The sequence below is a fragment of the Mucilaginibacter sp. OK283 genome (genome assembly GCF_900110415.1).
Classification (GTDB): domain Bacteria; phylum Bacteroidota; class Bacteroidia; order Sphingobacteriales; family Sphingobacteriaceae; genus Mucilaginibacter.
The window spans coordinates 532,585-556,253 of sequence record NZ_FODR01000004.1; the positions used below are offsets into that span (position 1 = coordinate 532,585).

General features: G+C 46.2%; 13 protein-coding genes. All 13 read left to right on the plus strand.

The features are described 5' to 3' along the window. Positions 1–29: 29 nt before the first annotated feature. The 13 genes from BMX56_RS13060 (at position 30) to BMX56_RS13120 (ending at position 23,325) form a co-directional block, all read left to right on the plus strand. On the plus strand, positions 30–1,454 hold the full coding sequence (locus BMX56_RS13060) for a sialate O-acetylesterase (RefSeq protein WP_255369835.1): 1,425 nt from the start codon (positions 30–32) through the stop codon (positions 1,452–1,454). 5 nt (positions 1,455–1,459) lie between these two features. Next, entirely contained in the window at positions 1,460–4,264 is a 2,805-nt protein-coding gene (locus BMX56_RS13065) for a glycoside hydrolase family 2 protein (RefSeq protein WP_090647916.1), read from the plus strand. Then, positions 4,261–7,005, plus strand: a complete 2,745-nt coding sequence (locus BMX56_RS13070; protein ID WP_090647921.1) for an alpha-L-rhamnosidase — start codon at positions 4,261–4,263, stop codon at positions 7,003–7,005. The genes BMX56_RS13065 and BMX56_RS13070 overlap by 4 nt, the downstream gene beginning before the upstream one ends. Positions 7,006–7,030: 25 nt before the next feature. Continuing rightward, the gene (locus BMX56_RS13075) at positions 7,031–7,744 is read left to right on the plus strand and encodes a DUF3826 domain-containing protein (protein WP_255369836.1); all 714 of its coding nucleotides are present in this window, start codon (positions 7,031–7,033) and stop codon (positions 7,742–7,744) included. An 11-nt stretch (positions 7,745–7,755) separates the two neighbouring features. After that, positions 7,756–8,892 carry a sialidase family protein gene (locus BMX56_RS13080; protein ID WP_090647925.1) on the plus strand — a complete coding sequence of 379 codons (1,137 nt, stop codon included), beginning with the start codon at positions 7,756–7,758 and terminating at the stop codon, positions 8,890–8,892. Positions 8,893–8,904: 12 nt separating this feature from the next. After that, positions 8,905–10,305: an acetylxylan esterase gene (locus BMX56_RS13085; RefSeq protein WP_090647929.1), complete on the plus strand. Its 1,401-nt coding sequence runs from the start codon at positions 8,905–8,907 to the stop codon at positions 10,303–10,305. 5 nt (positions 10,306–10,310) lie between these two features. Continuing rightward, complete coding sequence (locus BMX56_RS13090; protein ID WP_090647934.1) at positions 10,311–11,204, plus strand: sugar phosphate isomerase/epimerase family protein; 894 nt, start codon at positions 10,311–10,313, stop codon at positions 11,202–11,204. 6 nt (positions 11,205–11,210) lie between these two features. Then, complete coding sequence (locus tag BMX56_RS13095) at positions 11,211–13,133, plus strand: right-handed parallel beta-helix repeat-containing protein (protein ID WP_090647939.1); 1,923 nt, start codon at positions 11,211–11,213, stop codon at positions 13,131–13,133. Continuing rightward, a complete protein-coding gene (locus BMX56_RS13100) occupies positions 13,130–13,840 on the plus strand; it encodes an L-rhamnose mutarotase (RefSeq protein ID WP_090647944.1) in 711 nt (236 codons plus the stop codon). The genes BMX56_RS13095 and BMX56_RS13100 overlap by 4 nt, the downstream gene beginning before the upstream one ends. Before the next feature lie 14 nt (positions 13,841–13,854). Continuing rightward, positions 13,855–14,934: a Gfo/Idh/MocA family protein gene (locus BMX56_RS13105; protein ID WP_090647949.1), complete on the plus strand. Its 1,080-nt coding sequence runs from the start codon at positions 13,855–13,857 to the stop codon at positions 14,932–14,934. Continuing rightward, on the plus strand, positions 14,931–16,532 hold the full coding sequence (locus BMX56_RS13110; protein WP_255369837.1) for a sodium:solute symporter family transporter: 1,602 nt from the start codon (positions 14,931–14,933) through the stop codon (positions 16,530–16,532). Before BMX56_RS13105 ends, BMX56_RS13110 begins: the two co-directional genes overlap by 4 nt. An 80-nt stretch (positions 16,533–16,612) precedes the next feature. Continuing rightward, positions 16,613–19,912, plus strand: a complete 3,300-nt coding sequence (locus BMX56_RS13115) for a glycoside hydrolase family 2 TIM barrel-domain containing protein (RefSeq protein WP_255369838.1) — start codon at positions 16,613–16,615, stop codon at positions 19,910–19,912. A 5-nt stretch (positions 19,913–19,917) separates the two neighbouring features. After that, on the plus strand, positions 19,918–23,325 hold the full coding sequence (locus BMX56_RS13120) for a glycosyl hydrolase (RefSeq protein ID WP_255369839.1): 3,408 nt from the start codon (positions 19,918–19,920) through the stop codon (positions 23,323–23,325). The last annotated feature ends 344 nt before the right edge of the window (positions 23,326–23,669 follow it).

Here is a 23,669-nt window from a genome sequence, read left to right on the forward strand (position 1 = left end):
GTAGCAGAGCGATATTTTGCTGTTTGATTATGAGCTTGTTCTGTTTTACAGGCAGCATAGCCCAGGTTGTTTTGCCTAAAATATTAGGCAACGGCATGGTATTGCAGCGCAATCAGCCTGTACCAATTTGGGGTACCGCCAAAGCTGGCGAAAAGGTAGCAGTTAAGTTTAACGGCCAAACCAAAACAACTATTGCTGATGATGCCGGTAAATGGATAGTAACGCTTAAGCCGATGCCTGCTTCGGTAAATCCGTCTACGTTAATCATCGCTGGTACCAATACCATAAAGCTTACAGATATCCTGGTAGGTGAGGTATGGCTGTGTTCGGGCCAGTCGAACATGCAGTATGAAATGCGCAAGAACAGCAAAGTAAAAAAGCCCGATACCAGTATAGCAAATTCGCCTGTTGATGAACTTGACCGTGCACATAACCCACAGATCAGGATCTTTTTGGTCACCCAAAAAAACCTGCAAAAGCCCGATTCTACGCATTCCAGCTGGAGCGTCGCGGAGGATTCAGCTTTGCGTGCTTTTTCGGCGGTGGGGTATTTCTTCGCCAAAAATCTGAACCACGATCTGAAAGTACCTGTTGGCATCATCTCAGCGGCAGTAAGTGGCAGCCGTATTGAGCCGTGGGCACCGCAGGAAGCTTTTGATGCTATTCCGTATTTTAAAACCAGCAATATTAAAATTGAGGGTGATCCCGGTAAATTCTACGCCAAAATGATTCAGCCGCTGGCGCCGTTTGCGCTTAAAGGTTTTTTATGGTACCAGGGCGAAAGCAACTGCTACCTGGGTGAAACCATCAGTTATACCTATAAAATGGAAGCGCTCATCAATAACTGGCGTAAAAGCTGGAACAACAAAAGCCTGCCATTTTACTATGTACAGATAGCCCCCTTTTATTATTCGCAAAGCAAAGGAGCGGTACCTTATACTGAGTTTACCGAACCTGAATTAAGAGAAGCCCAAACCATGGCTCTACAGATCCCGCATACAGGTATGGTCATCACCACCGATTTGAACGACGATCTTAAAAATATTCACCCGCCATTTAAGTGGGAGGTTGGCCGCCGGCTGGAATTACAGGCATTAGCCAATACTTACGGACAGAAAAAGCTTGTTTTCTGCGGACCGATGTATAAAAGCATGAAAATCATCGGTAATAAGATCATTTTGAGTTTTAATTATGCAGGTAATGGATTGGTTAGTTCTGATGGCAAACCGCTTACCGATTTCACTGTAGCCGGCAAGGATGGCAAATTTGTACCCGCCATTGCTGCCATCAAAGGTAATACGGTTGAGGTTTCTGCGGATGGTGTAGCTTCTCCTGTAGTCGCACGTTTCGCCTGGTCGGAATCGGCCCAACCCAATTTCTATAATAAGAACGGATTACCTGCCGCGCCATTCCGAACGGATAATCCTTTAAAATTTACAACTACTACAAACTGATTACCATGACATCTGCCTGTTTTAAAATATGTACCTATACCTTGTTACTGCTAAGCGGGATAATCGCGCGCGCGCAGGAAACACACAAGGTATATTTATCGGGCACGGGCAGCGATCACACAGTTAACTGGCAGTTTTTTTGTACCGAGGGCCGCAATTCGGGCAAATGGACAACCATTCCCGTTCCCTCTAACTGGGAATTACAGGGCTTTGGAAAATATAATTACGGGCTTGCAAAGGATAGTCTGAAAGGGAAGGAAAAAGGTTTATATAAATTCGAGTTTAACGTTCCGGCTGCCTGGCAGGGTAAAAGCATCAATATAGTTTTTGATGGCTCCATGACCGATACTGAAGTGAAACTGAATGGCAGATCTGCAGGGGCAATTCACCAGGGATCGTTCTACCGTTTTAAATATGATATCAGCAGCCTACTTAATTATGGCAAGCCCAACCTGCTGGAGGTAACCGTTTCCAAGCAATCGGCCAATGCATCCGTAAATGCGGCCGAAAGAAAAGGCGACTTTTGGGTGTTCGGTGGGATTTTCAGGCCGGTTTTCCTGGAAGCTTTCCCCAAAGTTCACATTGAACATTATGCCATTGACGCCAAAGCCGATGGCAAGCTAACAGCGGCGATAAAGTTATCATCAGTTAAAGCAGGAACAATAACCGGGCAGGTATACAACCTTAAGGGGCAAAAAGTTGGTGCCGTTTTCAAAACTAATGTAAATACCGGCGATACCCTGGTGAATCTCACCACCAGGCTCGCATCGCCGCTGTTATGGTCGCCGGAGTTTCCAAACCTGTATAATGTGGTATTCACGCTAAACCAGGGTGATAAGGCAGTGCATAGAGTAAAGCAGCGGTTTGGCTTCAGAACGGTAGAGTTGCGCCTGCACGACGGTATGTATGTAAATAACGTAAAGATCAAGTTTAAAGGCGTTAACCGCCACTCTTTCTGGCCCACAACCGGCAGGGCCATGAACAAGAAGCAAAGTATTGACGATATCATGCTCATGAAGGATATGAACATGAATGCCGTGCGCATGTCGCATTACCCGCCAGATGATCATTTTTTGGATGCCTGCGATTCGCTTGGTCTTTTTGTTTTGGATGAGCTTACCGGCTGGCATGGTCATTATGATACGGAAGTGGGTTCTAAGCTGGCAAAGGAAATGATAGCGAAGGATGTAAACCATCCGTCGATAGTTATTTGGGATAATGGGAATGAAGGTGGCTTTAATTTTGATCTCGATCATTTTTTTGATGACCTGGATATCCAGAAGCGACCGCTCATCCATCCCTGGGCTGTGTTCAGGGGTACAAATACGCAGCATTATATCAACTATGATTATGGTACCGGCACCAATTTGCACGGGCACGATGTGGCCTTCCCCTCCGAGTTTTTGCATGGTCTTTACGATGGCGGCGCCGGTGCGGGCCTGGACGATTTTTGGGAACTGATGTACCATACGCCGCTCTCGGCCGGTGGGTTTATCTGGGATTTTGCAGATGAAGATGTGGTGCGCACCGATAAAAATAATGAGCTTGACTCGGACGGTGATCATGCTGCGGATGGCATTGTGGGGCCGTACCACGAAAAGGAGGGAAGCTATTACACCATCAAGGAGATCTGGTGCCCTGTGCGCCTGGAGCCACGGGAGATTACCCCTGCATTTAACGGTAACCTGAGACTGGAGAACAGGTATTTGTATACCAATTTAAAGCAGTGCACTTTTAGCTATAAGCTGGTTAAGTTTAACGATCCATGGCGGCACCCCCAGCCGCAGGCCACCTCGCAAACCGGACCGATAACTTCACCCAATGTAGCACCCGGCCAATACGGCAATTTACAATTTGATTTGCCTAAAAACTGGCAGGATTACGAGGTATTATACATAACTGCTATTGATCCGCACAAAAAAGAATTGTTTACCTGGAGTTTCCCCATAAAAATGCCCCATGATTTTGTTGGGCGTATTGTATATAAACCTGATCGTCATAAAATAACCGTCACCGAAACCGATTCGGTTTATAAAGTGGCCAATGGTGATGGCATCCAACTGGAGTTTAACCGTAACTCGGGTGTGTTGAAAAAAGTAAGTAACAGCCGGGGCGAAATTCCATTTAACAATGGACCCGTATTGGCCGAGGGCGGTGAAAAAACAGGCTTTAAAAAGCTAAGCTACCATTACGATGGCGATACCGTAGTAATTGAAGCAACCTTTGAGCCCAAAGCCAATATGGCAAAACTAAAGTGGACCATGTACCCATCCGGTTGGGTAAAGCTGGATGTAAAATACTGGCCCATTGGCGAAGAAGGTAACCTGTTGGGTGTAAGCTTTTCCTATCCCGAAAAGGATGTTAAAGGTGTACAATACATGGGCAGCGGCCCTTACCGTGTTTGGAAGAACCGGATAAAGGGTACTTCATTGGGTGTTTGGGATAAACATTATAACAATACCATAACCGGTGAGCCAAAAATTGAGTACCCCGAATTTAAGGGATATTATGCCAACCTGTATTGGATGAGGCTAAACGCCAATACCGGCCCAATTACTATTGTTTGTGATAACCGCGATGTATTTATGCGCCTGTTTACGCCGGGTAACCCTAAAAAAGTGTACAACACGGCGCCTGCGTTCCCATCGGGGGATATATCCTTTATGCATGGCATCAGTCCGATTGGCACTAAATCTCAAAAGCCCGATAAATTGGGTGCACAGGGCTTCCCCAACAAATACTTTGACTATTACAAGGATATAGATATGGCTTTGCCGTTAACGTTATACTTTGATTTTTCGGGCAAATGAGTAAACGCACACATATCGCCCTGCTGATATTTATACTCTCATCGTATAAGTGCCTGGCCGGTATTGCCACGCAAAACCTGCGCTGCGAAATGCTGCACAATCCGCTGGGTATTGAAACTATTCATCCAAGGTTAAGCTGGCAGATAACAGGAGAGGGGCGTAATATTAATCAAACAGCTTACCGGGTACTGGTTGCATCAACCCCGACAAAACTGGCCGCCAATGAGGGTGATCTTTGGGATTCGCATCGTGTGAATTCGGGCGAATCTATCATGATTAATTATGCTGGTAAGGCATTAATTAGTCGTACAGCCTGTTATTGGAAAGTTAAAGTATGGACCAATAAGGGCGAAAGCCAGTGGAGCCAACCCGCCATGTGGAGCGAAGGTTTGCTAAATACTACCGACTGGAAAGCCCGCTGGATAGGCCATGATGGCGGCTTCCCCTGGGATAGTGTTTCTAAATTCTCCCGCCTGTCGGCACGTTACTACCATAAACAGTTTGATGTAAAGCAAGAGGTAAAGAAAGCAACCGTATATATCATTGGTTTAGGTCATTATGAACTTTATATAAATGGTAACATCATAGACGACCAGGTGCTTGCCGGGCCGCCTACGGATTATACCCAATCTGTTAAGTACAACACTTTTGATGTTACCAATGCAATAAAGCAAGGAGCAAACGCTGTTGCAACGGTATTGGGTAACGGCAGGTTTTTTACCATGCGCCCCAAATACAAACCCAAAAAAATTAAGGAATTTGGTTTCCCCAAAATGCTGCTGCAGTTGGAGGTGGAGTATACCGATGGTACCCGGCAATTGATTGTGAGTGATAGCAGCTGGAAGTTTACTGCTGATGGCCCCATCCGCACCAATAATGAGTATGATGGCGAAGAATACGATGCCACTAAAGAGATGTCCGGATGGAACAACACCGGCTTTGACGACAGCAAATGGCTAAAGGCCGAGCTGGTGGAAGCGCCCGGAGGCAGGGTAGAGGCCCAGGTGAATGAACTCATTAAGGTTATGGATAGGGTGAAGCCAATCAGCATAAACCAACTCAAATCCGGCACCTGGATTATGGAGATGGGGCAGAATTTTGCCGGCTGGGTAAAAATGCATGTAAAAGGCAAACGCGGCGATAAAATAACCCTGCGCTATGCCGAAACCCTGCAGCCCAATGGTGAACTGTACGTAGCCAATCTGCGCGATGCCAAAGTAACGGATGTTTATACCCTGAAAGGCGGCGAAGATGAAAGCTGGCGCCCGGCATTTGTATACCATGGCTTCAGGTATGTAGAGATCAGCGGTTACCCCGGCAGGCCCGAATTGGCCGATTTTGAAGGGGAGGTAGTTTATGATGCCATGGCTACAACCGGGCATTTTGAAACATCCAATCCGCTCATTAACCAGGTTTATCATAACGCTTACTGGGGTATATTAAGCAATTACAAAGGTATGCCGGTTGATTGCCCGCAGCGTAACGAACGGATGCCCTGGCTTGGCGACCGCGCAGTTGGCTCCCTTGGCGAAAGTTTTGTATTTGCCAATGGCAACCTGTATGCCAAATGGCTGGATGATATTGCCCAATCGCAAAAGCCGGATGGCGCTATACCCGATGTTGCCCCGGCCTATTGGAATTATTACAGCGATAACATGACCTGGCCCGGTACATACATCCTGGTGGCCGATATGCTTTACCGCCAGTTTGCCGATAAGGCGCCTGTTGAAAAGCATTATGCCTCCATGAAAAAATGGATGGATTATATGCGCATAAAGTACATGAAGGATTACATAGTGACCAAAGATAAATATGGCGACTGGTGCGTGCCACCCGAATCGCCGGAATTGATTCACTCCAAAGATTCTTCCCGCAATACCAACGGGCAGCTCATCGCGACAGCATATTATTATCACCTGTCGGGATTGATGCAAAAGTTTGCCAAACTGCTCAATAAACCCGCCGATGCACAGGCCTTTGCTGTCTTGAAACTGAGGGTAGGCAATGCTTTCAACCAAAAATATCTTGATAAAAAAAGCTTTCGATATGCTAACAATACCGTCACCGCCAATTTGCTGCCATTATATTTTGGCATTACCCCTGTGGCAAGCAGCAAAACGGTTTTTAAAAACATAGTTGATAAGATTGCGAATGATGCAAACGGCCACATCAGCACCGGGGTTATTGGTACACAATGGCTTATGCGTGGTCTTACCGAATACGGACGGCCCGATCTTGCTTATCGTATCGCGTCTAACGATGATTACCCGAGCTGGGGCTACATGGTAAAACATGGCGCCACCACCATGTGGGAGCTATGGAACGGCGATACCGCCAACCCTGCCATGAATTCGCATAACCACATTATGCTGCTTGGCGACCTGGTGGCATGGTTTTACCAGGACCTGGCCGGTATTAAAACTGTTAACGAGGGCTTTAAAGAAATGGTGATGATACCTCCGGTAATAAGTCAGTTGAATACTGTAAATGCTTCATATGAAACGCCGTATGGTGTAGTTAAAAGTAGCTGGACAAACAATAATGGTCATTTCACCTGGCATATAACCGTACCGCCAAACAGTAAAGCTTTAGTATACATACCGGCAGGCACCGGCAAGGCTGTAACCGAATCGGGGCATGCAATCGATACCATAAAAGATATTAAACTGCTAAAAATAGAAGGCGGCCGGGCTATTTTCCGGATAGGATCCGGCAGTTACATTTTTGAAGTTAAAAGTTAAATCTACCTATCTAATGAGTATAAACATGAAAATATTAAACATTGCTGGTATGGCATTCGTCGTATTGTTCATCACATCAACCCTAAGTAAGGCGCAGGATCAAACAGCGGTAAAGCAAGTCCCATCGCCGGAAGCACAGGCTAAAGCTGATGCAGAGATTGATAAAAAAGCAAATGAATGGGTAAGCTCCCTTACCTTGAATGATACCGCGAAAGCTTCACGGGTAAAAACCGTTGTGGCTACGCACCTGAAAGCTATCCGCGATTGGAACAATAGCCACTCGTATGAATCTGTACCTGTCGGGATCGATCCGGCTACCGGCAAACCATTGAGCACTATGGACAGGCAGATCATCATCAATTCATCCCTGCCAAAATCGGTTCACGAAAACCTGATGACCGGCCTGCGCAAAGATCTTAATGAAGAACAGGTTGAAGCGATATTGGATAAATATACCATCGGCAAGGTGGCTTTTACGCTGGCAGGTTACAAAGCCATCGTTACCGATTTGACACCGGTTGAGGAAGCAACCATACTTGCCAATTTAAAGCAGGCCCGCGAGCAGGCCGTTGATTTTAAAAATATTAAACAGATCTCGGCCATTTTTGAGATCTACAAAACCAAAAACGAGCAATATCTCAACAATAATGGCCGTAACTGGCACCAGTTATTTAAAGCTTATGTAGATGCTGTTAAAGCTAAAAAAACTGCTGATGCGGCAAAGAAAACAGCTCAATAAATATAATAGCCATGTATAAGAAAATCTTGCTGATCATATTAAGCGCCTGCGCAATAGCCGGCGAAACATTTGCCCAAACTAACCCCTGGCGCAAAGGCATTGTAAAAGATGAATTTATTTACGATAAAGCGCCTTATCCCGAATGCCATGCAGCTACCATTGCCGAAACCCCAAAAGGTTTGGTAGCATCATGGTTTGGCGGAACAAAAGAGCGTAACCCCGATGTATGCATCTGGGTGAGCCGGTTTGTTAATGGCAAATGGACTGAAGGCATTAATGTAGCCAACGGCATACAGAACGATACTTTACGCTACGCCTGCTGGAACCCCGTGCTTTACCAGGTGCCGGGTAGTAAGCTGCTTTTATTTTATAAAATAGGCCCAAGCCCTGCAAAGTGGAAAGGGTATATGAAAACCTCGGACGACGGTGGAATCAGTTGGTCGGCTCAAACTGCTTTGCCGGATGGCTTTTTAGGCCCGATTAAAAACAAACCGGTTTTGCTGAAGGATGGCACATTACTAAGCCCTGTAAGTACCGAGGGTAAAGCCTGGCAGGTGCATTTTGAAGCCAGCCATGATTTTGGTAAAACCTGGACAATGATAGGCCCTATCAGTGATGGTAAAGAGCTGAAAGCTATCCAGCCCAGTATCCTGATCCATAAAGATGGCAGCCTACAGGTACTTTGCCGCAGCCAGAACAGGGCGATACTAACGGCCTGGTCAAAAGATAAGGGGCAAACCTGGTCACCGCTCGAAAAAACAAACTTGCCAAACAACAACTCGGGTACCGATGCAGTGACGTTAGAGGACGGCAGGCAGCTTTTGGTTTATAACCATGTATTACCGCCGGGAACACTGGCAAAAGGCGCCCGTACGCCTTTAAATGTGGCTGTATCGAAAGATGGGGTTAACTGGTATGCTGCCGCGATACTGGAAGATTCGCCAATCAGTCAGTATTCTTATCCGTCGGTGATTCAGTCGGCAGATGGACTGGTGCATGTGGTTTATACGTGGCGCAGGCAAAAAATAAAGCATGTGGTGATCGATCCCCAAAAACTGGATCTGAAAGAAATAAAAGACGGTGTGTGGCCCAAGGTTGATGGGTACACAGCGCCTGTGGCAACAACAGGAGAGACTAAAGATCTTTAAAGGAGAAACGTGATGAAAAAATTAACCGGTATACTTATAGCCTGCTTTACACTGCTGTTTTATACAGCCGGCGCCCAGCAAACTACGGATGGTCTGTACAAAAAATCATTAAAGCAAGTACTTGATGAGATCCAGGACAGGTATCATGTAAAGATTAAATACACCGATGCCCAGGTTCTGGATAAATGGGTAAACTATGCGGAGTGGCGATTCCGGCCAGATGTGGATACCACGCTGGTTAATGTGCTTACCCCACTCGATCTGAAAGTAAATAAAGAAGGGCCCGGCAGGTATAAGTTAAAAGAGTACGAATATTTCCGCTGGGCGGTTACCGACGGCTGGAAAGAGTTGGACCGTATTGCATCGCAGTATCATGATAAAGCAAGCTGGGAGCAACGCAAAGCTTTGCTTAAGCCACAACTATATAAAGCTTTGGAGTTATGGCCTTTACCTGCAAAACCTGCCTCAAAACCTATTATCACCCCAAAAAGAATATTTGATGGTTATACGGTAGAGAACATAGCTATTGAAATTTTACCGGGTTTATACATCAATGGATCGTTATATAAACCATCAAAAATAAAAGGTAAGATCCCGGTAATATTAAGCCCAGACGGGCATTGGGAACACCAGCGCTACCGTGCCGATTGCCAGTTGCGTTGTGCCACACTGGCCCGCATGGGTGTTATGGCCTATAGCTACGATCTTTTTGCCTGGGGCGAATCGCTGTTGCAGTTTAAAGAGGAAGATCATCGCCGCAGCCTTGCGCAAAGCATTCAAATTTTAGGAGCTATCAGGATATTGGATTATGTGTCATCATTAAAAGAAACGGACACTGCGAGAATAGGAATCAGCGGTGGATCTGGCGGCGGCAGCCATACCGTATTAATGACTGCGCTGGACGACAGGATTAAGTTAAGCGCACCGGTAGTTTCCGTATCATCCTATTTTTACGGGGGCTGCCCCTGCGAAAGCGGGATGCCCGTACACCAGTGCGGAGGCGGAACCGATAATGTAGAGCTTGCCGCTATGGCCGCCCCAAAACCGCAATTGCTGGTATCTGACGGGCAGGACTGGACAGCCAATATGCCCGAACATGATTTTCCTTATCTCAAAAAAATGTATGGTTATTATGGTGCCGAAAATATGGTGGAGAATGTACATCTCCCCAATGAAGGTCACGATTTTGGGCCATCCAAAAGGTTTCCGTTGTACAGGTTCATTGCCAAAAACTTCCACCTCAATATCAACGCTATTCAAGATAAGAGCGGCAATATCGATGAATCAAAAGTAACTATTGAAAAAGAACCGGCTATGTATGTGTTTGGCGATAAAGGCGAAAAACTGCCTGCCGGCGCCATAAAAGGGTTTAACCAACTGCAAAAAGTTTTCGCGGCAGCTATAAACAAATAGAGGATATGAAAAGCAGGTTAATATTGGTTTTGGGTGTTGTGCTATTTACAATAGGGGTGGCACAACAGGTTATAGCGCAAACGCCATCGGCGAAGCAGCGGTACAAGGTAGCGGTAGTTGACCTCATGATAATCAAAAGGCAAAAAATTGGTGCTTTCCAGCTTGCCAAAGACATAAGCGCAGATGGGGTTGAAGTAGACATGGGCGGCCTTGGCGATCGCGAAACATTTGATAATCAACTGGCAAAAGATTCGGTACGGGAACTGTTTTTAAATAAAGCTAAAGAGCTGGGCCTTGAAATACCCTCATTGGGAATGACCGGTTTTTTTGCACAATCATTTGCCGAACGGCCCACCGCTGTTAAGGCTGTTGAAGATTGCATCAATACAATGAAGCAAATGAATGTAAAAGTTGGCTTTTTGCCATTGGGCATTAAAGGCGACCTGGTTAAATACCCAAACCTGCGCCCCGCAATAGTTGCCCGCTTAAAAGAAGTGGGTAAAATAGCCGAAAAAACGGGTGTGGTAATTGGTATTGAAACTTCACTGGACGCCAGGAATGAGTTGCAGTTATTAAAAGATATAGGCTCGCCAGCTATAAAAAGCTATTTCAACTTTCAAAACGCACTTGATAATGGCCGCGACCTGGAAAAGGAATTGCAGATACTGGGCAAGATGAATATTGTAATGATACACTGTACCAATACTGATGGCCAATGGCTGCAGAACGACCCTGAAATAAACATGGAACGGGTAAAGGCAACTTTAGATAAAATGGGCTGGAGCGGCTGGCTGGTGATTGAGCGGTCGAGAGATACTAAAGATGTGCATAATGTTAAATGGAACTTTAGCGCCAATGCCACTTACATAAAATCAATTTTTCAAACATCAAACCAATAATTGTTAATGAACATCTGCCGCATATTTATTGTCGCTTTGCTGTTAATTGTTGCTATAACGGGCAGCGTTTTCGCGGCAGAAATATGGGTATCGCCAAAAGGATCAGATAAAAATACGGGTACGCAACAGCAGCCATTGGCTACGGTAGCCATGGCGCTGAGAAAGGCGCGTGAACTGCGCCGTCTGAACGATGGATCCATAAAAGGAGGGATCCGTATTGTGGTGGAGAAGGGACTTTATCAATTATCCGAACCTTTGTTTATCCGCCCCGAAGATTCGGGTGCGGCCGATAGCCCCACCATTATTGAAGGTGCTGACAAAGGCGAGACTATTTTTAGTGGCGGCATCCATATAAACGGCTGGAAAAAGCTGGAAGGAAATATCCCTGGTTTACCCTTGAATGTTGCCGGGAAAGTATGGGTTGCCAACGCACCCTTAATTGGTGATGAAGTAGTGAATTTCAGGCAATTATGGGTTGGTAACACTAAAGCCACCCCGGCAAGGGAAGCAGATGCACCATTAATGAGTCGTATTTTATCATGGGATCATCAAACCCAATCCTGTTGGATTCCTAAACCCGCGGCCTTTGATACCCTGCACATTAAGGGTATGGAAATGTTTATACACCAGTGGTGGGCTATCGCTATACTAAGGGTTAAATCGGCAAAAGTGGCGGGTGATAGCGTAAGGTTATCCTTTTACCAGCCCGAAAGCCGCATCCAATCGGAACATCCCTGGCCAGCGCCCTGGATCTCCAAAAAAACGGGTAACTCGGCCTTTTATCTCAGCAGATCGGTGCAGTTTTTAAACCAGCCCGGTGAGTGGTACCTGGATATGGAGCATCGTAAAATATACTACATACCCCGCCCTGGTGAGGATCTGTCCACAGCCACTGCAACTGTTCCTGTCCTTGAGAATATTGTAAAAATTGAGGGGACGATAGATCACCCCGTGAGTTATTTCAGTTTTAAAAATATTGGTTTTCAGCATAGCAGCTGGCTCCGGCCTTCAAAAGCTGGTTTGGTTCCGCACCAGGATGGTATGTATATGCTGGATGCCTACAAGCTAAAAATACCCGGTACGCCGGATAAAAAAGGGCTGGAAAACCAGGCATGGGTTGGCCGTCCTGCCGCTGCTGTTGAGGTAGCTTACGCCTCCCATACCACTTTTGAAGGCTGCCGTTTTGAGCACCTTGCCTCAACAGGCTTAGATTACCAGCGCGGAACGCATGATGATGAAATAAAAGGTAACCTGTTTAAAGACATCGGCGGAACAGCCATCCTTGCCGGGGTTTATTCGGATGAGGCACAGGAAGTTCATTTACCTTATAACCCAACCGATAAACACGAAATATGCACCAATGAACGTATCGAAAACAACTTAATAACAGATGCCACCAATGAAGACTGGGGATGCGTGGGCATAGGCGCAGGATATGTAAAAGGCATTACCATAGCCCATAACGAGGTTTGCGATGTAAACTATACCGGCATCAGTATGGGCTGGGGCTGGACAAAAAGTATCAACGCCATGAGTGACAACCATATTACAGCCAATAAGATTCACCACTATGCGCGTAATATGTACGATGTGGCAGGTATTTATACCTTATCGGCACAACCAGGTTCAGTGATCAGTAATAACTACGTGGATAGTATTTATAAAGCGCCCTACGCACATGATCCGCAGCACTGGTTTTACTTATATACCGACGAAGGTTCATCATACATCACAATTAAAAACAATTGGTGCCGTGCAGAAAAATTTCTGAAAAATGCAAACGGCCCTGGTAATGTATGGGAAAATAATGGCCCACAGGTGGCAAACGAAATTAAAAAAGCGGCAGGGGTGGAGCCGGCTTATCAATACCTCCTTAAATACAAAACCGTTAACCGGGAGGGCCAGCCCATTAATTATAAGTCGGAATGAGAGTCTTAATTATACACATCACCCGCAAAAGTTTAGGATTAATGATGGTCTTGGTATTGCTGCTTAATGCAGCTGATGCAAGGGTAATTGGCAACCCTTATGCTGCTGTTGAAATTACCGCACCGGTTGGGAAAACTATAGATCACCGGCCCTTATTGAGTCTGATTAAAAAGCAAAACTTGCCATTATTGTCAATTTATGAGTGGAGTAACCATTTAGTTGTTTACGGTAAAAATCTGAATATAAATAAATTATATAATTTAGCTAAAGGATTGTACTCCGGATTGACGATTAGGACATATAGCCATCCCTTTTATAGTTTCAATAAGCAACAATGTTGCGTTAACTCGGTCGTAACGCCCGAATGGGACAACATTATTCTAACGGCCAATTTGGTGAAAGATCCCAAACTGCAGCAGGAATATTTAAACTATCATGCAACCCAGTTCCAGAAATGGCCCGAAGTTTCACGGGGCTTTTGCAACGCCAATTTTCAGCAACTGCTGGTTTTTAAAAATGGGCGGCAGCTGATGTTAGTCATCAGTATTCCCAGAGGCGAAAGCCTGGATAAGCTGAATCCCAAAACAACAGAAAACAACCCAAGGGTAAACGAATGGAATAAGCTGATGAAAAAATACCAGGAAGGCATTCCCGGTACAAAGCCCGGTGAGGTTTGGGTGTTTTTTAAGCCATTAAAAATTCAATAACTCAATAATTAAAAATGAAGGTAGGAATATTAGGATTAGGCGAAGGCCGCAGTACCATGTCGGCAGTATTACAGAGCAATAAACTGGAATTGAAAATGGTATGCGATATGAGTATTGAAATGTGCAAGCGCCGTGCAGCGGAGTTTAACTTTCATAACTACACAACCAATTACCAGCACATGCTGGATGATGCAGACATTGATATTATTGCCATTTATACACCCGACCACCTGCATGCCGAACATGTGAAACAAGCCCTGCATTATGGCAAGCATGTAGTATGTACCAAACCCTTTATTGATGACCTTAGCAAAGCCGCCGAATTACTGGACCTGGTTGAAAAAAGCGGCAGAAGGGTGTTTGTTGGCCAAAGTTCCCGTTTTTTTGAGCCGATGAAAAAGCAGCGCCAGGATTATGAAGCAGGCCTGATTGGCGACCTGATCACCATTGAGGCTTATTATCATGCAGATCATCGCTGGTTTTTAGATAAGCCATGGTCATTACAAAATGCTTTTAAATGGCTTTATGGGGGTTTAAGCCACCCCACAGATTTTATTCGCTGGTACCTGCCCAATATTGAGGAAGTAATGGGATACGGCATGTTAAGCTCAAACGGGGCAAAGGGCGGATTGAAAAACCCAGATACCATGCATTTTATATTCAAAGCAACCGATGGGCGCATTGCCAGGGTAAGTGGCTGCTACACCGGCCCGGTACAACCCGCCACCCGTGACAGCGAGATGAGCTGCATTTTAAGAGGTACCGAAGGCTGTAGCCAGGGCGATTATATGGACCTGCGCTATGCCATAACCGATAAAACCGGCGAAGAAAGGATTATTACCTGGGAACATAAGCTGAAACATTATTTCCGCTTTGAAGGCAAAAGCCATCACGCCGGCGAATACCAGAATTATCTTGAATATTTTGCCGACAGCATTACCGAAGGCTTTACGGCTTATCCCGACATTAAAGAAGGTGTAGGCACCATTGCGCTGCTGCAGGCTATGGATCGTTCCCTGCAAACAGGCAGGCCGGTTAAAGTCGACGAGATTTTGGCCGAGTATCATTTAACCGTTAATCAACCCGGTGCATGATCATCGCAATGAGCAATATTGTATCGCGCTTAACAGCTCTGGATTACGGGGTGGTGGCTGTTTACCTGGTGGTCTTATTGGTGATTGGCTACCGTGCCAGTTTTAGCAATAAAAACAAAACAGACGAAACACTTTTCCTTGCCAATAAATCATTGGGGTGGCCAAGTATAGGTTTCAATATGTGGGGTACCAACGTGGGGCCATCCATGCTGCTGGCTTTTGCCAGTATTGGTTATAGCACAGGCATAGTAGCCGTAAATTTTGATTGGTATGCCTTTGTATTCCTGATGCTGCTGGCCCTGGTTTTCGCGCCCAAATATATTGCTGCTAAAGTATCAACCATGCCCGAGTTTATGGGCAACCGTTACGGCGACTCAACCCGGAACATCCTGGCCTGGTATGCACTCATTAAAATGCTCATTTCCTGGTTGTCATTAGGTTTGTTTGCCGGTGGTTTTTTGGTGAGGCAGATATTGGGGATCCCCATGTGGCAATCGGTTATTGTGTTGGTTTCATTTGCGGGGCTGTTTGCATTTGCGGGGGGCTTAAAAGCCATTGCCAAAGTGAATGTATTCCAGATGTTGTTGCTCATCGGTGTATCATTAACCTTAACGGTTTTAGGTATAAACAAAGCGGGCGGTCTTTCGGCAGTATTTCATAAAGTGCCCGGCAATTACTGGAACCTTATACATCCGGCCAGCGACATTAAATACCCCTGGTATGCTATATTGCTGGGTTACCCGGTATCGGCCATCGCGTTTTTTTGTACCGATCAGGCTATGGTACAATCTGTGCTGGGCGCTAAAAACCTGGAGCAGGGCCAGCTTGGTGTTAACTTTATAGGCTGGCTCAAAATCCTGTCGCTGCCCCTGTTTATCCTCACCGGCATTTTGTGCTTTATCCTTTACCCGCACCTGGATGATCCCGCATTGGCCTACATGACCATGGTAACCAACCTGTTTCCTCCCGGTATGAACGGGTTGGTGATAGTAGTGCTGATAGCCGTTTTGGTAGGTACTATCGGCTCGTCATTAAACTCGTTAAGCACAGTTTTTACCATGGATATTTATGCCGAAAAAATTAACCGCGATGCCAGCAACCAGGACTTAATCAGGATTGGCCGGTGGGTAGTTGTTGCAGGCTGCCTGTTTGCAATAGGTATGGCACTGGCTATTGATAGCATTAAAGGGCTTAACCTTTTCGATGTATTTCAGTCGGTGCTGGGCTTTATAGCCCCGCCGCTGGCAGTTGTGTTCCTGCTTACAGTTTATTGGAAACGCACTACACGTAAAGCCGTCAATACTGTCCTTTCCGTAGGTTCGGCTTTTAGTTTGGGTACGGGAGTGGTTTACCTGTGGGTGCTGCCATCGGCTAAGTACCATTTCTGGCCGCATTACCTGCTGCTGTCTTTTTACATTTTTGTTTTTCTTGCTGCACTGGCTGTTGCCATTTCCTTACTGGATACCTCGCCCGAAATTTATAAACCGGATGCTTCGGAAATCGGCCGGATAGCCAAACCAACCAAACGGGTAAAATTAGCCTGGGCATTGCTCACCATAGTAATGATTGTTTTATACCTCATTTTTAACGGACACTAAATGAAAAACACTACTACCAGGCTTGCGCACCGGGAAAATTTTATTGAGCCAAAATCTGGCTATATAGCACATAGTAAGGGATGATGAAAAGATTGATCTATATTTTATTTGTTTTTGGATTAGCGCCTTTTGCGCTTCACGCCCAGCTGGTTGATAAAACTCCTGCGCCTATACCCAATATACCGGCGGTTTATGATGCCGAACCCTGGGAAAATTCATTGGTTGATGGCATAAACCGCGACCCGGCCAGGGCTACGGCTTACTCATACAGCAGTATTAAAGACGCGCTTGCGGGCGACCGCGAAAAATCGGGCAGAATGATGTCCTTAAACGGCTACTGGGATTTTAGCTATGCAGTTAAACCGGGGGATGCACCAAAAGATTTTTACAAAGGCCGGGTAAGTGGGTGGAAAAAGATCATCGTGCCCTCCAGTATCGAGATGCAGGGCTATGATAAACCTATTTATAAAAGCGCGGTTTACCCGTTTAGGCCGGTTAACCCGCCGCATGTACCGCAGGATTATAATGGGGTAGGCAGCTATCAGCGTACTTTTACCCTGCCTCAAAACTGGAAGGATCTGAATATCACCCTGCATTTTGGCGGTATAAGCTCTGGTTTTAAGGTATGGCTTAACGGCAAATTTTTAGGTTATGGCGAGGATAGTTTCCTACCGTCTGAGTTTAATATCACCCCTTATTTACAGGCAGGCGAAAACGTAGTATCTGTACAGGTGATCCGCTGGAGCGATGGCTATTTTTTAGAAGACCAGGACCAGTGGCGCATGAGCGGCATCCATCGGGAAGTAATGCTGCTGGCCGAACCTAAACTGAGAATTGCCGATTTTCACTGGCAGGCTAAGCTGGATAAGCAATATAAAGATGCCGTGTTCAGCATCCGCCCGCGGATGGAGAACCTTACAGGCAAAGCTGTTCCTGGTTATAAAATTGAGGCACGGCTTTTCGACAAAAACAATAAGGAAGTATTTCAAAAACCGCTGGAGCGCAGCGTGGAGAGCATGATCAACGAGATTTACCCCCGGCTGGATAATGTAAAGTTTGGTTTACTGGAAACAACGCTGAAAAATCCTGATAAATGGAGCGATGACCGGCCTAACCTTTATACACTAACCCTGTCGCTGTTGGATAGCGCCGGGCAAACTTTGGAAGTTAAGAGCTGCAAGGTTGGCATCAGGAGCATTGAGTTTGGCAAGGATGATAGTAAATTACTTATCAACGGAAAAGTTACTTACCTGTACGGCGTAAACCGGCCAGATCATGACCCTGTGAAAGGCAAGGCATTATCCCGTGAGGATATTTTAAATGATGTGCGCACCATTAAGCGCTTTAATTTCAACTGTATCCGTACAAGCCATTACCCGATGGACCCTTACCTGTACGATCTGTGCGATGAATATGGCATCCTGGTAATTGACGAAGCCAACCTGGAAACCCATGGCCTCGGCTCTAAATTAAGCAACGACCCTATGTGGACGGGTGCTTATCTCGACCGTGCCACGCGGATGGTTATGCGCGATAAAAATCACCCCAGCATCATCACCTGGAGTTTAGGGAACGAGGCAGGCAGGGGGCCAAACCATGCGGCTATGGCCGCTTGGATTCATGATTTTGATATTACCCGCCCGGTGCATTATGAACCCGCCCAGGGAACCCCGCAGGCCGAAGGTTATATAGATCCTACAGATCCGAGCTATCCTAAAACAAACGATCACTCACACCGGCTGCAAAATCCAATTGATCAGCCTTATGTAGATATTGTGAGCCGTATGTACCCTGGCTTATACACGGCGCCACTATTGGCCAACCAGCAAAACGGCGATAACCGGCCGATATTTTTTGTGGAATACTCGCACGCTATGGGTAACTCCAACGGCAACCTGAAAGAATTTTGGGACCAATGGCGATCAACCAAACGCATCATAGGCGGGGCCATATGGGAATTTAAAGACCAGGGACTGTTAAAAAAAGATTCTGCCGGGGTATCATACTACGCCTACGGCGGCGACTATGGCGAACGTTACTTTGATAACTTTACCATCAAAGGTATTGTTGCATCAGACGGGCGGCCCAAACCGGCTATTTACGAATGCAAGCATGTTTTTCAACCTGCAGAATGTACGCTGGCAGATGCAGGTAAAGGATTGATCAAAATTAAAAACTGGAATAGTACGGCTTCATTGAGTCAATACGATGTGTACATCCAGGTGCGGGAAGATGGTAATATTATTGCCAAAAAACAATTACCTCGTATTGATTTGGCTGCGGGTAAGGATACCATCATCAGCATAAAACAATACCTGCCCCGGTTTAAAACGGACCACGAGTACTTAGCCGATATCCATTTTACACTTGCCGAAGATAAACCCTGGGCTGCAAAAGGATATGAAATTGCGGAAGATCAGTTTGTGCTGACCAGTTTGCCGGCAACAAAGCCAGTAAACCAATATTATCCGTCGTTAAAGGTTACAGATATAGATCATTTTTCTGCTTTGGGTATTAGCGGGAACGGGTTTGATGTCACTTTTAATAAAAAAGATGGGGCGCTGAATTCCTATATGCTGAACGGTAAGCAACAGGTATTTGCTCCTTTACTACCTCACTTCAGTCGACCTGTTACAGATAATGATCATCGGGGGTGGAAGGCTGATAAGAAGCTTAAACAATGGTTTACCGCTAAACCCCAACTAAAAAATTTCGGTATTGATCAATCGCAAAAAGGAGTGGTGAAGGTTAATAGTACGTATACTTTGATCGGCGATAGTGCAATAATAAAAGTAACGTATACCATAAACGGAAAAGGTGCTATCAAGGTTGATTACAGCCTGGCCGCTGATAAAAACCTGCCCGACCTTCCCAAAGTAGGTATGCAAATGGGAATTTTGCGGGCCGATAGCAATATCGCCTATTATGGCCGTGGGCCTTACGAAAACTATACAGACAGGCGTACAGCGTCCGAAGCCGGTATTTACAACCAGGCTATAAGTCAGTTTATGGAGCCTTATGTGGTACCACAGGAAAACGGTAACCGGACCGATGTACGCTGGATACTGCTGCATAATAAAACTAATGGCCTGCTGGTAACAGCCGATAGCCTGCTCAGTATGAGCGCCTGGCCTTATACCGAAGATAATATTCTGCAGGCTAAACATACCAACAAGCTAAAAGACGCGGGCTTTATAACCCTTAATATCGATTTGATACAAATGGGTGTAGGCGGAAATGATAGTTGGTCGGAAGTGGCGGCGCCGTTGGAACAATATCGTATACCTGCTAAGGAATACCATTATACCTTTTACATCGCGCCATATAATGGAGTTGCTGACAAAGCGGGAGAGGCGGCCCGTGAAATAAAATTTAACTGATGTTTATGAAAAGGTTCATCCTGATACTACATATAGGTATTTGTTGCATCGCTTTGCAGGGCAGCGCCCAGGTGCGGCGTGTTCCTGGTACAAAGGATGAATTAAAACAAGCCTTTTTGCACCCTAACGAGGCCGCGAAGCCCTGGGTGTTCTGGTACTGGATGCAGGCCGCTGTAACACGTGAGGGCATCACTGCCGATCTGCAGGCTATGAAGCAGGCAGGCATTGGTGGTGCTTATCTTATGCCTATAAAAGGAGCCGCAAATCCGCCATACTTAACCCCGCCGGTTGAACAGCTGACACCCGAATGGTGGGCCATGGTTAAGTTTACCATGCAGGAGGCTGATAGGATAGGCGTTAAACTGGCTATGCATGATTGTGATGGTTTCGCGCTCGCAGGCGGGCCATGGATTACGCCAGAATTATCGATGCAAAAAGTGGTTTGGTCGAAAGTTAAAGTGGCGGGTGGTAAAGTTTATAGGGATACTTTGCCAACTCCGGCACATTATAAAAATTACTATAAGGATATCGAAGTACTGGCCTATCCGTCTCCGCAGTGTGAGGGCATCAGCAGTTATGATGCTGAACCTAAAGTAAGCACCAGTATTGCCAATACCGATGTTCAATATCTTGCGGAGAAAGGCAATAAAAAGAGTTTTACAAGCAATGAGCCCTGTTGGATCCAGCTGAAGTTTCAAAAAGCTTTTACCTGCCGCTCACTTGTTATCCATACTGCAGCCAGCAATTACCAGGCAGAACGTTTGCTTATCGAGGTTAGCGATGATGGTAAAAACTTCCAGTCCTTAGGCAGGCTTAATCCTCCCCGGCATGGCTGGCAGGATGGGGATTCGGAAATCACCAACGGAATTCCTGCTATCACAGCCAAATACTTCAGGTTTATTTATGATAAGGCAGGATCAGAACCCGGTGCCGAGGACCTTGACTTTGCCAAATGGAAACCCACCTTAAAATTATCGGGCATTGAATTATCGTCCGAAGCGCGGATTCATCAGTATGAAAGCAAAACCGGCGAAGTATGGCGGGTAAGTAAAAGAACCACAGCAGCACAATTACCCGGTGAGCTTTGTGTTGATAAAAGCAGGATCATTAACCTGACCGATAAATTAGGTCCCGATGGTAAGCTCAACTGGAATGTACCGGCAGGCGAATGGACAGTACTACGCATAGGCCACACCTCAACAGGCCATACCAATGCTACAGGTGGTGCAGGCAGCGGTTTGGAGTGCGATAAGTTTAGTCCCGAAGCAGCCAAAGTACAATTTGACCATTGGTTTGGCGAGGCCATCAGGCAGGGCGGCCCCGATCTTGCAAAAAAGGTTTTAAAGATTTTTCACATTGATAGCTGGGAATGCGGCAGCCAAAACTGGTCGCCGGTTTTTGCCGGGGAGTTTAAAAAGCGCCGGGGATATGATGTGTTGCCTTACCTGCCGGTAATGGCGGGTGTGCCTGTGCAAAGCGCCGACGTATCTGAAAAAGTATTGAATGATGTACGCCAAACCGTTGCCGAATTACTGGTTGATAATTTTTACGGCACCATGGCCAAACTGGCCCATGAAAAAGGCTGCGAATTTACTGCCGAAAGCGTAGCCCCAACTATGGTAAGCGATGGTATGCTGCACTACAGCAAGGCTGATATCCCCATGGGCGAGTTTTGGTTCCGCAGCCCTACGCATGATAAACCTAATGATATGCTGGATGCGATATCCGGGGGGCATATTTATGGTAAAAATATTATCCAGGCCGAGGCATTTACCGAGTTGAGGTTACTATGGGATGAGCACCCGGCTATGCTGAAAACGATGGCCGACCGCAATTTTGCCCTGGGTATTAACCGCCTGGTGTTCCATGTAAATGTGCATAATCCCTGGCCCGACCGTAAACCGGGAATGACCCTGGATGGCATCGGAGTGTTTTTTCAGCGCGATCAAACCTGGTGGAAACCCGGTAAGGCATGGTTCAACTATCTTCAGCGTTGCCAGGCATTATTACAAATGGGACACCCTGTTACCGACATAGCCGTATTTACCGGTGAAGAAACACCACGCCGGGCTATTTTGCCTGATAGGTTAGTTGCTACCCTGCCGGGGATCTTTGGCGCCCAAAGAATAAAACAGGAAGCCGAAAGGTTGGCCAACAAAGGCGAACCGATAGTAAGCAGCGTTTCAGACGCCAGCCACTCGGCCAACATGGCTTTGCCCGAAAACTGGATTGATCCTTTACGTGGTTATGCCTATGATTCTTTTAACCGGGATGCATTGCTGCGTTTGGCCAAAGTAAATAATGGCAGGATTGAGCTTCCTGGTGGGGCAAGCTACGCCATGCTGGTAATTCCGGGCGGGCACCCTATGTCGCCCGATCCGGGTTTAACGTCGCCTGAAGTTGTGAAAAAATTGCAGCAATTGGTTAACGATGGCGCAATTATACTAATTAATGACAAACCTTTAAATGCTAATGGCATGACCGGTGACCGGCAGGTGAAACAAGCCGGCGAAGCATTATGGGCATCAGCTAAAGACAAAACCACCCGGGGTAAAGTGTTAACCGGGCCATATCAGGAGGATACTTTTGATAAGATAGGTATAGCGCGTGATGTAATCGTTAAAGACCCCGCCGGAAATTACGCTGATGGCATCGCCTGGACACATCGCAGCGCGCCTGGTTTTGATATTTATTTTATATCCAACCAGCAGGAGCAGCAACGGACGATTGAATTATCCCTGAGAACAACAAAAGGGCCGCCAGAGCTGTGGGATGCTTTAGATTGCAAAAACGTTTTAGTAAGTGATTGGAAAATAATTAAAGGCCGAACCGTTTTGTCTTTACAACTCGCAGCAAACGGGTCGGTGTTCGTTGTGCTCAAAAAAGGTGCTGGCCCACTTAAAGTGGCTCATCATGTTAAAAGCAAAAAGGAAACGCTATTGCAAACGCTTAAAGCACAATGGGAGCTTAGTTTTGACCCTAAGCTTGGCGGTCCGGCAATGCCTGTTATGTTTGATAAGCTGGATAGCTGGACCGAACGGCCGGAAGATGGTATTAAATATTATTCGGGTACGGCAATCTATAAGCAAACTTTTGTTAATAGGGGCGTCGCGGCCGAGACATGGCTCGACCTGGGTAGCGTCGCCAATATTGCACAGGTTTATGTAAATGGTATTGATTGCGGCGTGGCCTGGACTTACCCTTACCAGGTAAATATAACTAAGGCAATAAAACCCGGCACTAACAAGCTGAGCATCGAAGTAACCAATACCTGGGCCAACCGCCTGATGGGCGATCATGCCAACCCCGAAAAAGATAGAATTACGTGGACAAACGCACCATACCGTTTAGAAGGGAAAGCTTTGTTGCCCGCCGGTTTATTGGGGCCTGTGAAGCTGGTATCGGTACGATAGGGAAGGAAATTGGCAAGTATGTATGCTACCGCCCTGTGAGATCCTGAAACAAGTTCAGGATGACGCACTTATTGCTAAATGTGTGGTCATGCCGAATATTTCGGCATCCCAGATTCAAGGGGATAGCATGTAGGTGGAACGCCGGCGAAGACTCACCCGGCCGACGCTTCGCTGGGCCACCCTCTCTTCGGCTGTGCCGCAAAGAGGGTGAAGCTCAATTTTTTATCTTATAACCCCTCTATGCGCGAAGTGGTCGTTGCGCAACTATTGAGACTATTATACAGACGTGAGCCTGTTCGTCCGTTCTTTGAACTATTGATTAAAACGAAGTTAGGAAGTTCACA

Excerpts from the sequence above, each read along its gene's own strand:
- BMX56_RS13120 (WP_255369839.1), top strand. The coding sequence starts at position 19,918 with ATGAAAAGGTTCATCCTGATACTACATATAGGTATTTGTTGCATCGCT.
- BMX56_RS13065 (WP_090647916.1), top strand. The coding sequence starts at position 1,460 with ATGACATCTGCCTGTTTTAAAATATGTACCTATACCTTGTTACTGCTA.
- BMX56_RS13105 (WP_090647949.1), top strand. The coding sequence starts at position 13,855 with ATGAAGGTAGGAATATTAGGATTAGGCGAAGGCCGCAGTACCATGTCG.
- BMX56_RS13110 (WP_255369837.1), top strand. The coding sequence starts at position 14,931 with ATGATCATCGCAATGAGCAATATTGTATCGCGCTTAACAGCTCTGGAT.
- BMX56_RS13070 (WP_090647921.1), top strand. The coding sequence starts at position 4,261 with ATGAGTAAACGCACACATATCGCCCTGCTGATATTTATACTCTCATCG.
- BMX56_RS13060 (WP_255369835.1), top strand. The coding sequence starts at position 30 with ATGAGCTTGTTCTGTTTTACAGGCAGCATAGCCCAGGTTGTTTTGCCT.
- BMX56_RS13100 (WP_090647944.1), top strand. The coding sequence starts at position 13,130 with ATGAGAGTCTTAATTATACACATCACCCGCAAAAGTTTAGGATTAATG.
- BMX56_RS13095 (WP_090647939.1), top strand. The coding sequence starts at position 11,211 with ATGAACATCTGCCGCATATTTATTGTCGCTTTGCTGTTAATTGTTGCT.
- BMX56_RS13090 (WP_090647934.1), top strand. The coding sequence starts at position 10,311 with ATGAAAAGCAGGTTAATATTGGTTTTGGGTGTTGTGCTATTTACAATA.
- BMX56_RS13115 (WP_255369838.1), top strand. The coding sequence starts at position 16,613 with ATGATGAAAAGATTGATCTATATTTTATTTGTTTTTGGATTAGCGCCT.
- BMX56_RS13075 (WP_255369836.1), top strand. The coding sequence starts at position 7,031 with ATGAAAATATTAAACATTGCTGGTATGGCATTCGTCGTATTGTTCATC.
- BMX56_RS13080 (WP_090647925.1), top strand. The coding sequence starts at position 7,756 with ATGTATAAGAAAATCTTGCTGATCATATTAAGCGCCTGCGCAATAGCC.
- BMX56_RS13085 (WP_090647929.1), top strand. The coding sequence starts at position 8,905 with ATGAAAAAATTAACCGGTATACTTATAGCCTGCTTTACACTGCTGTTT.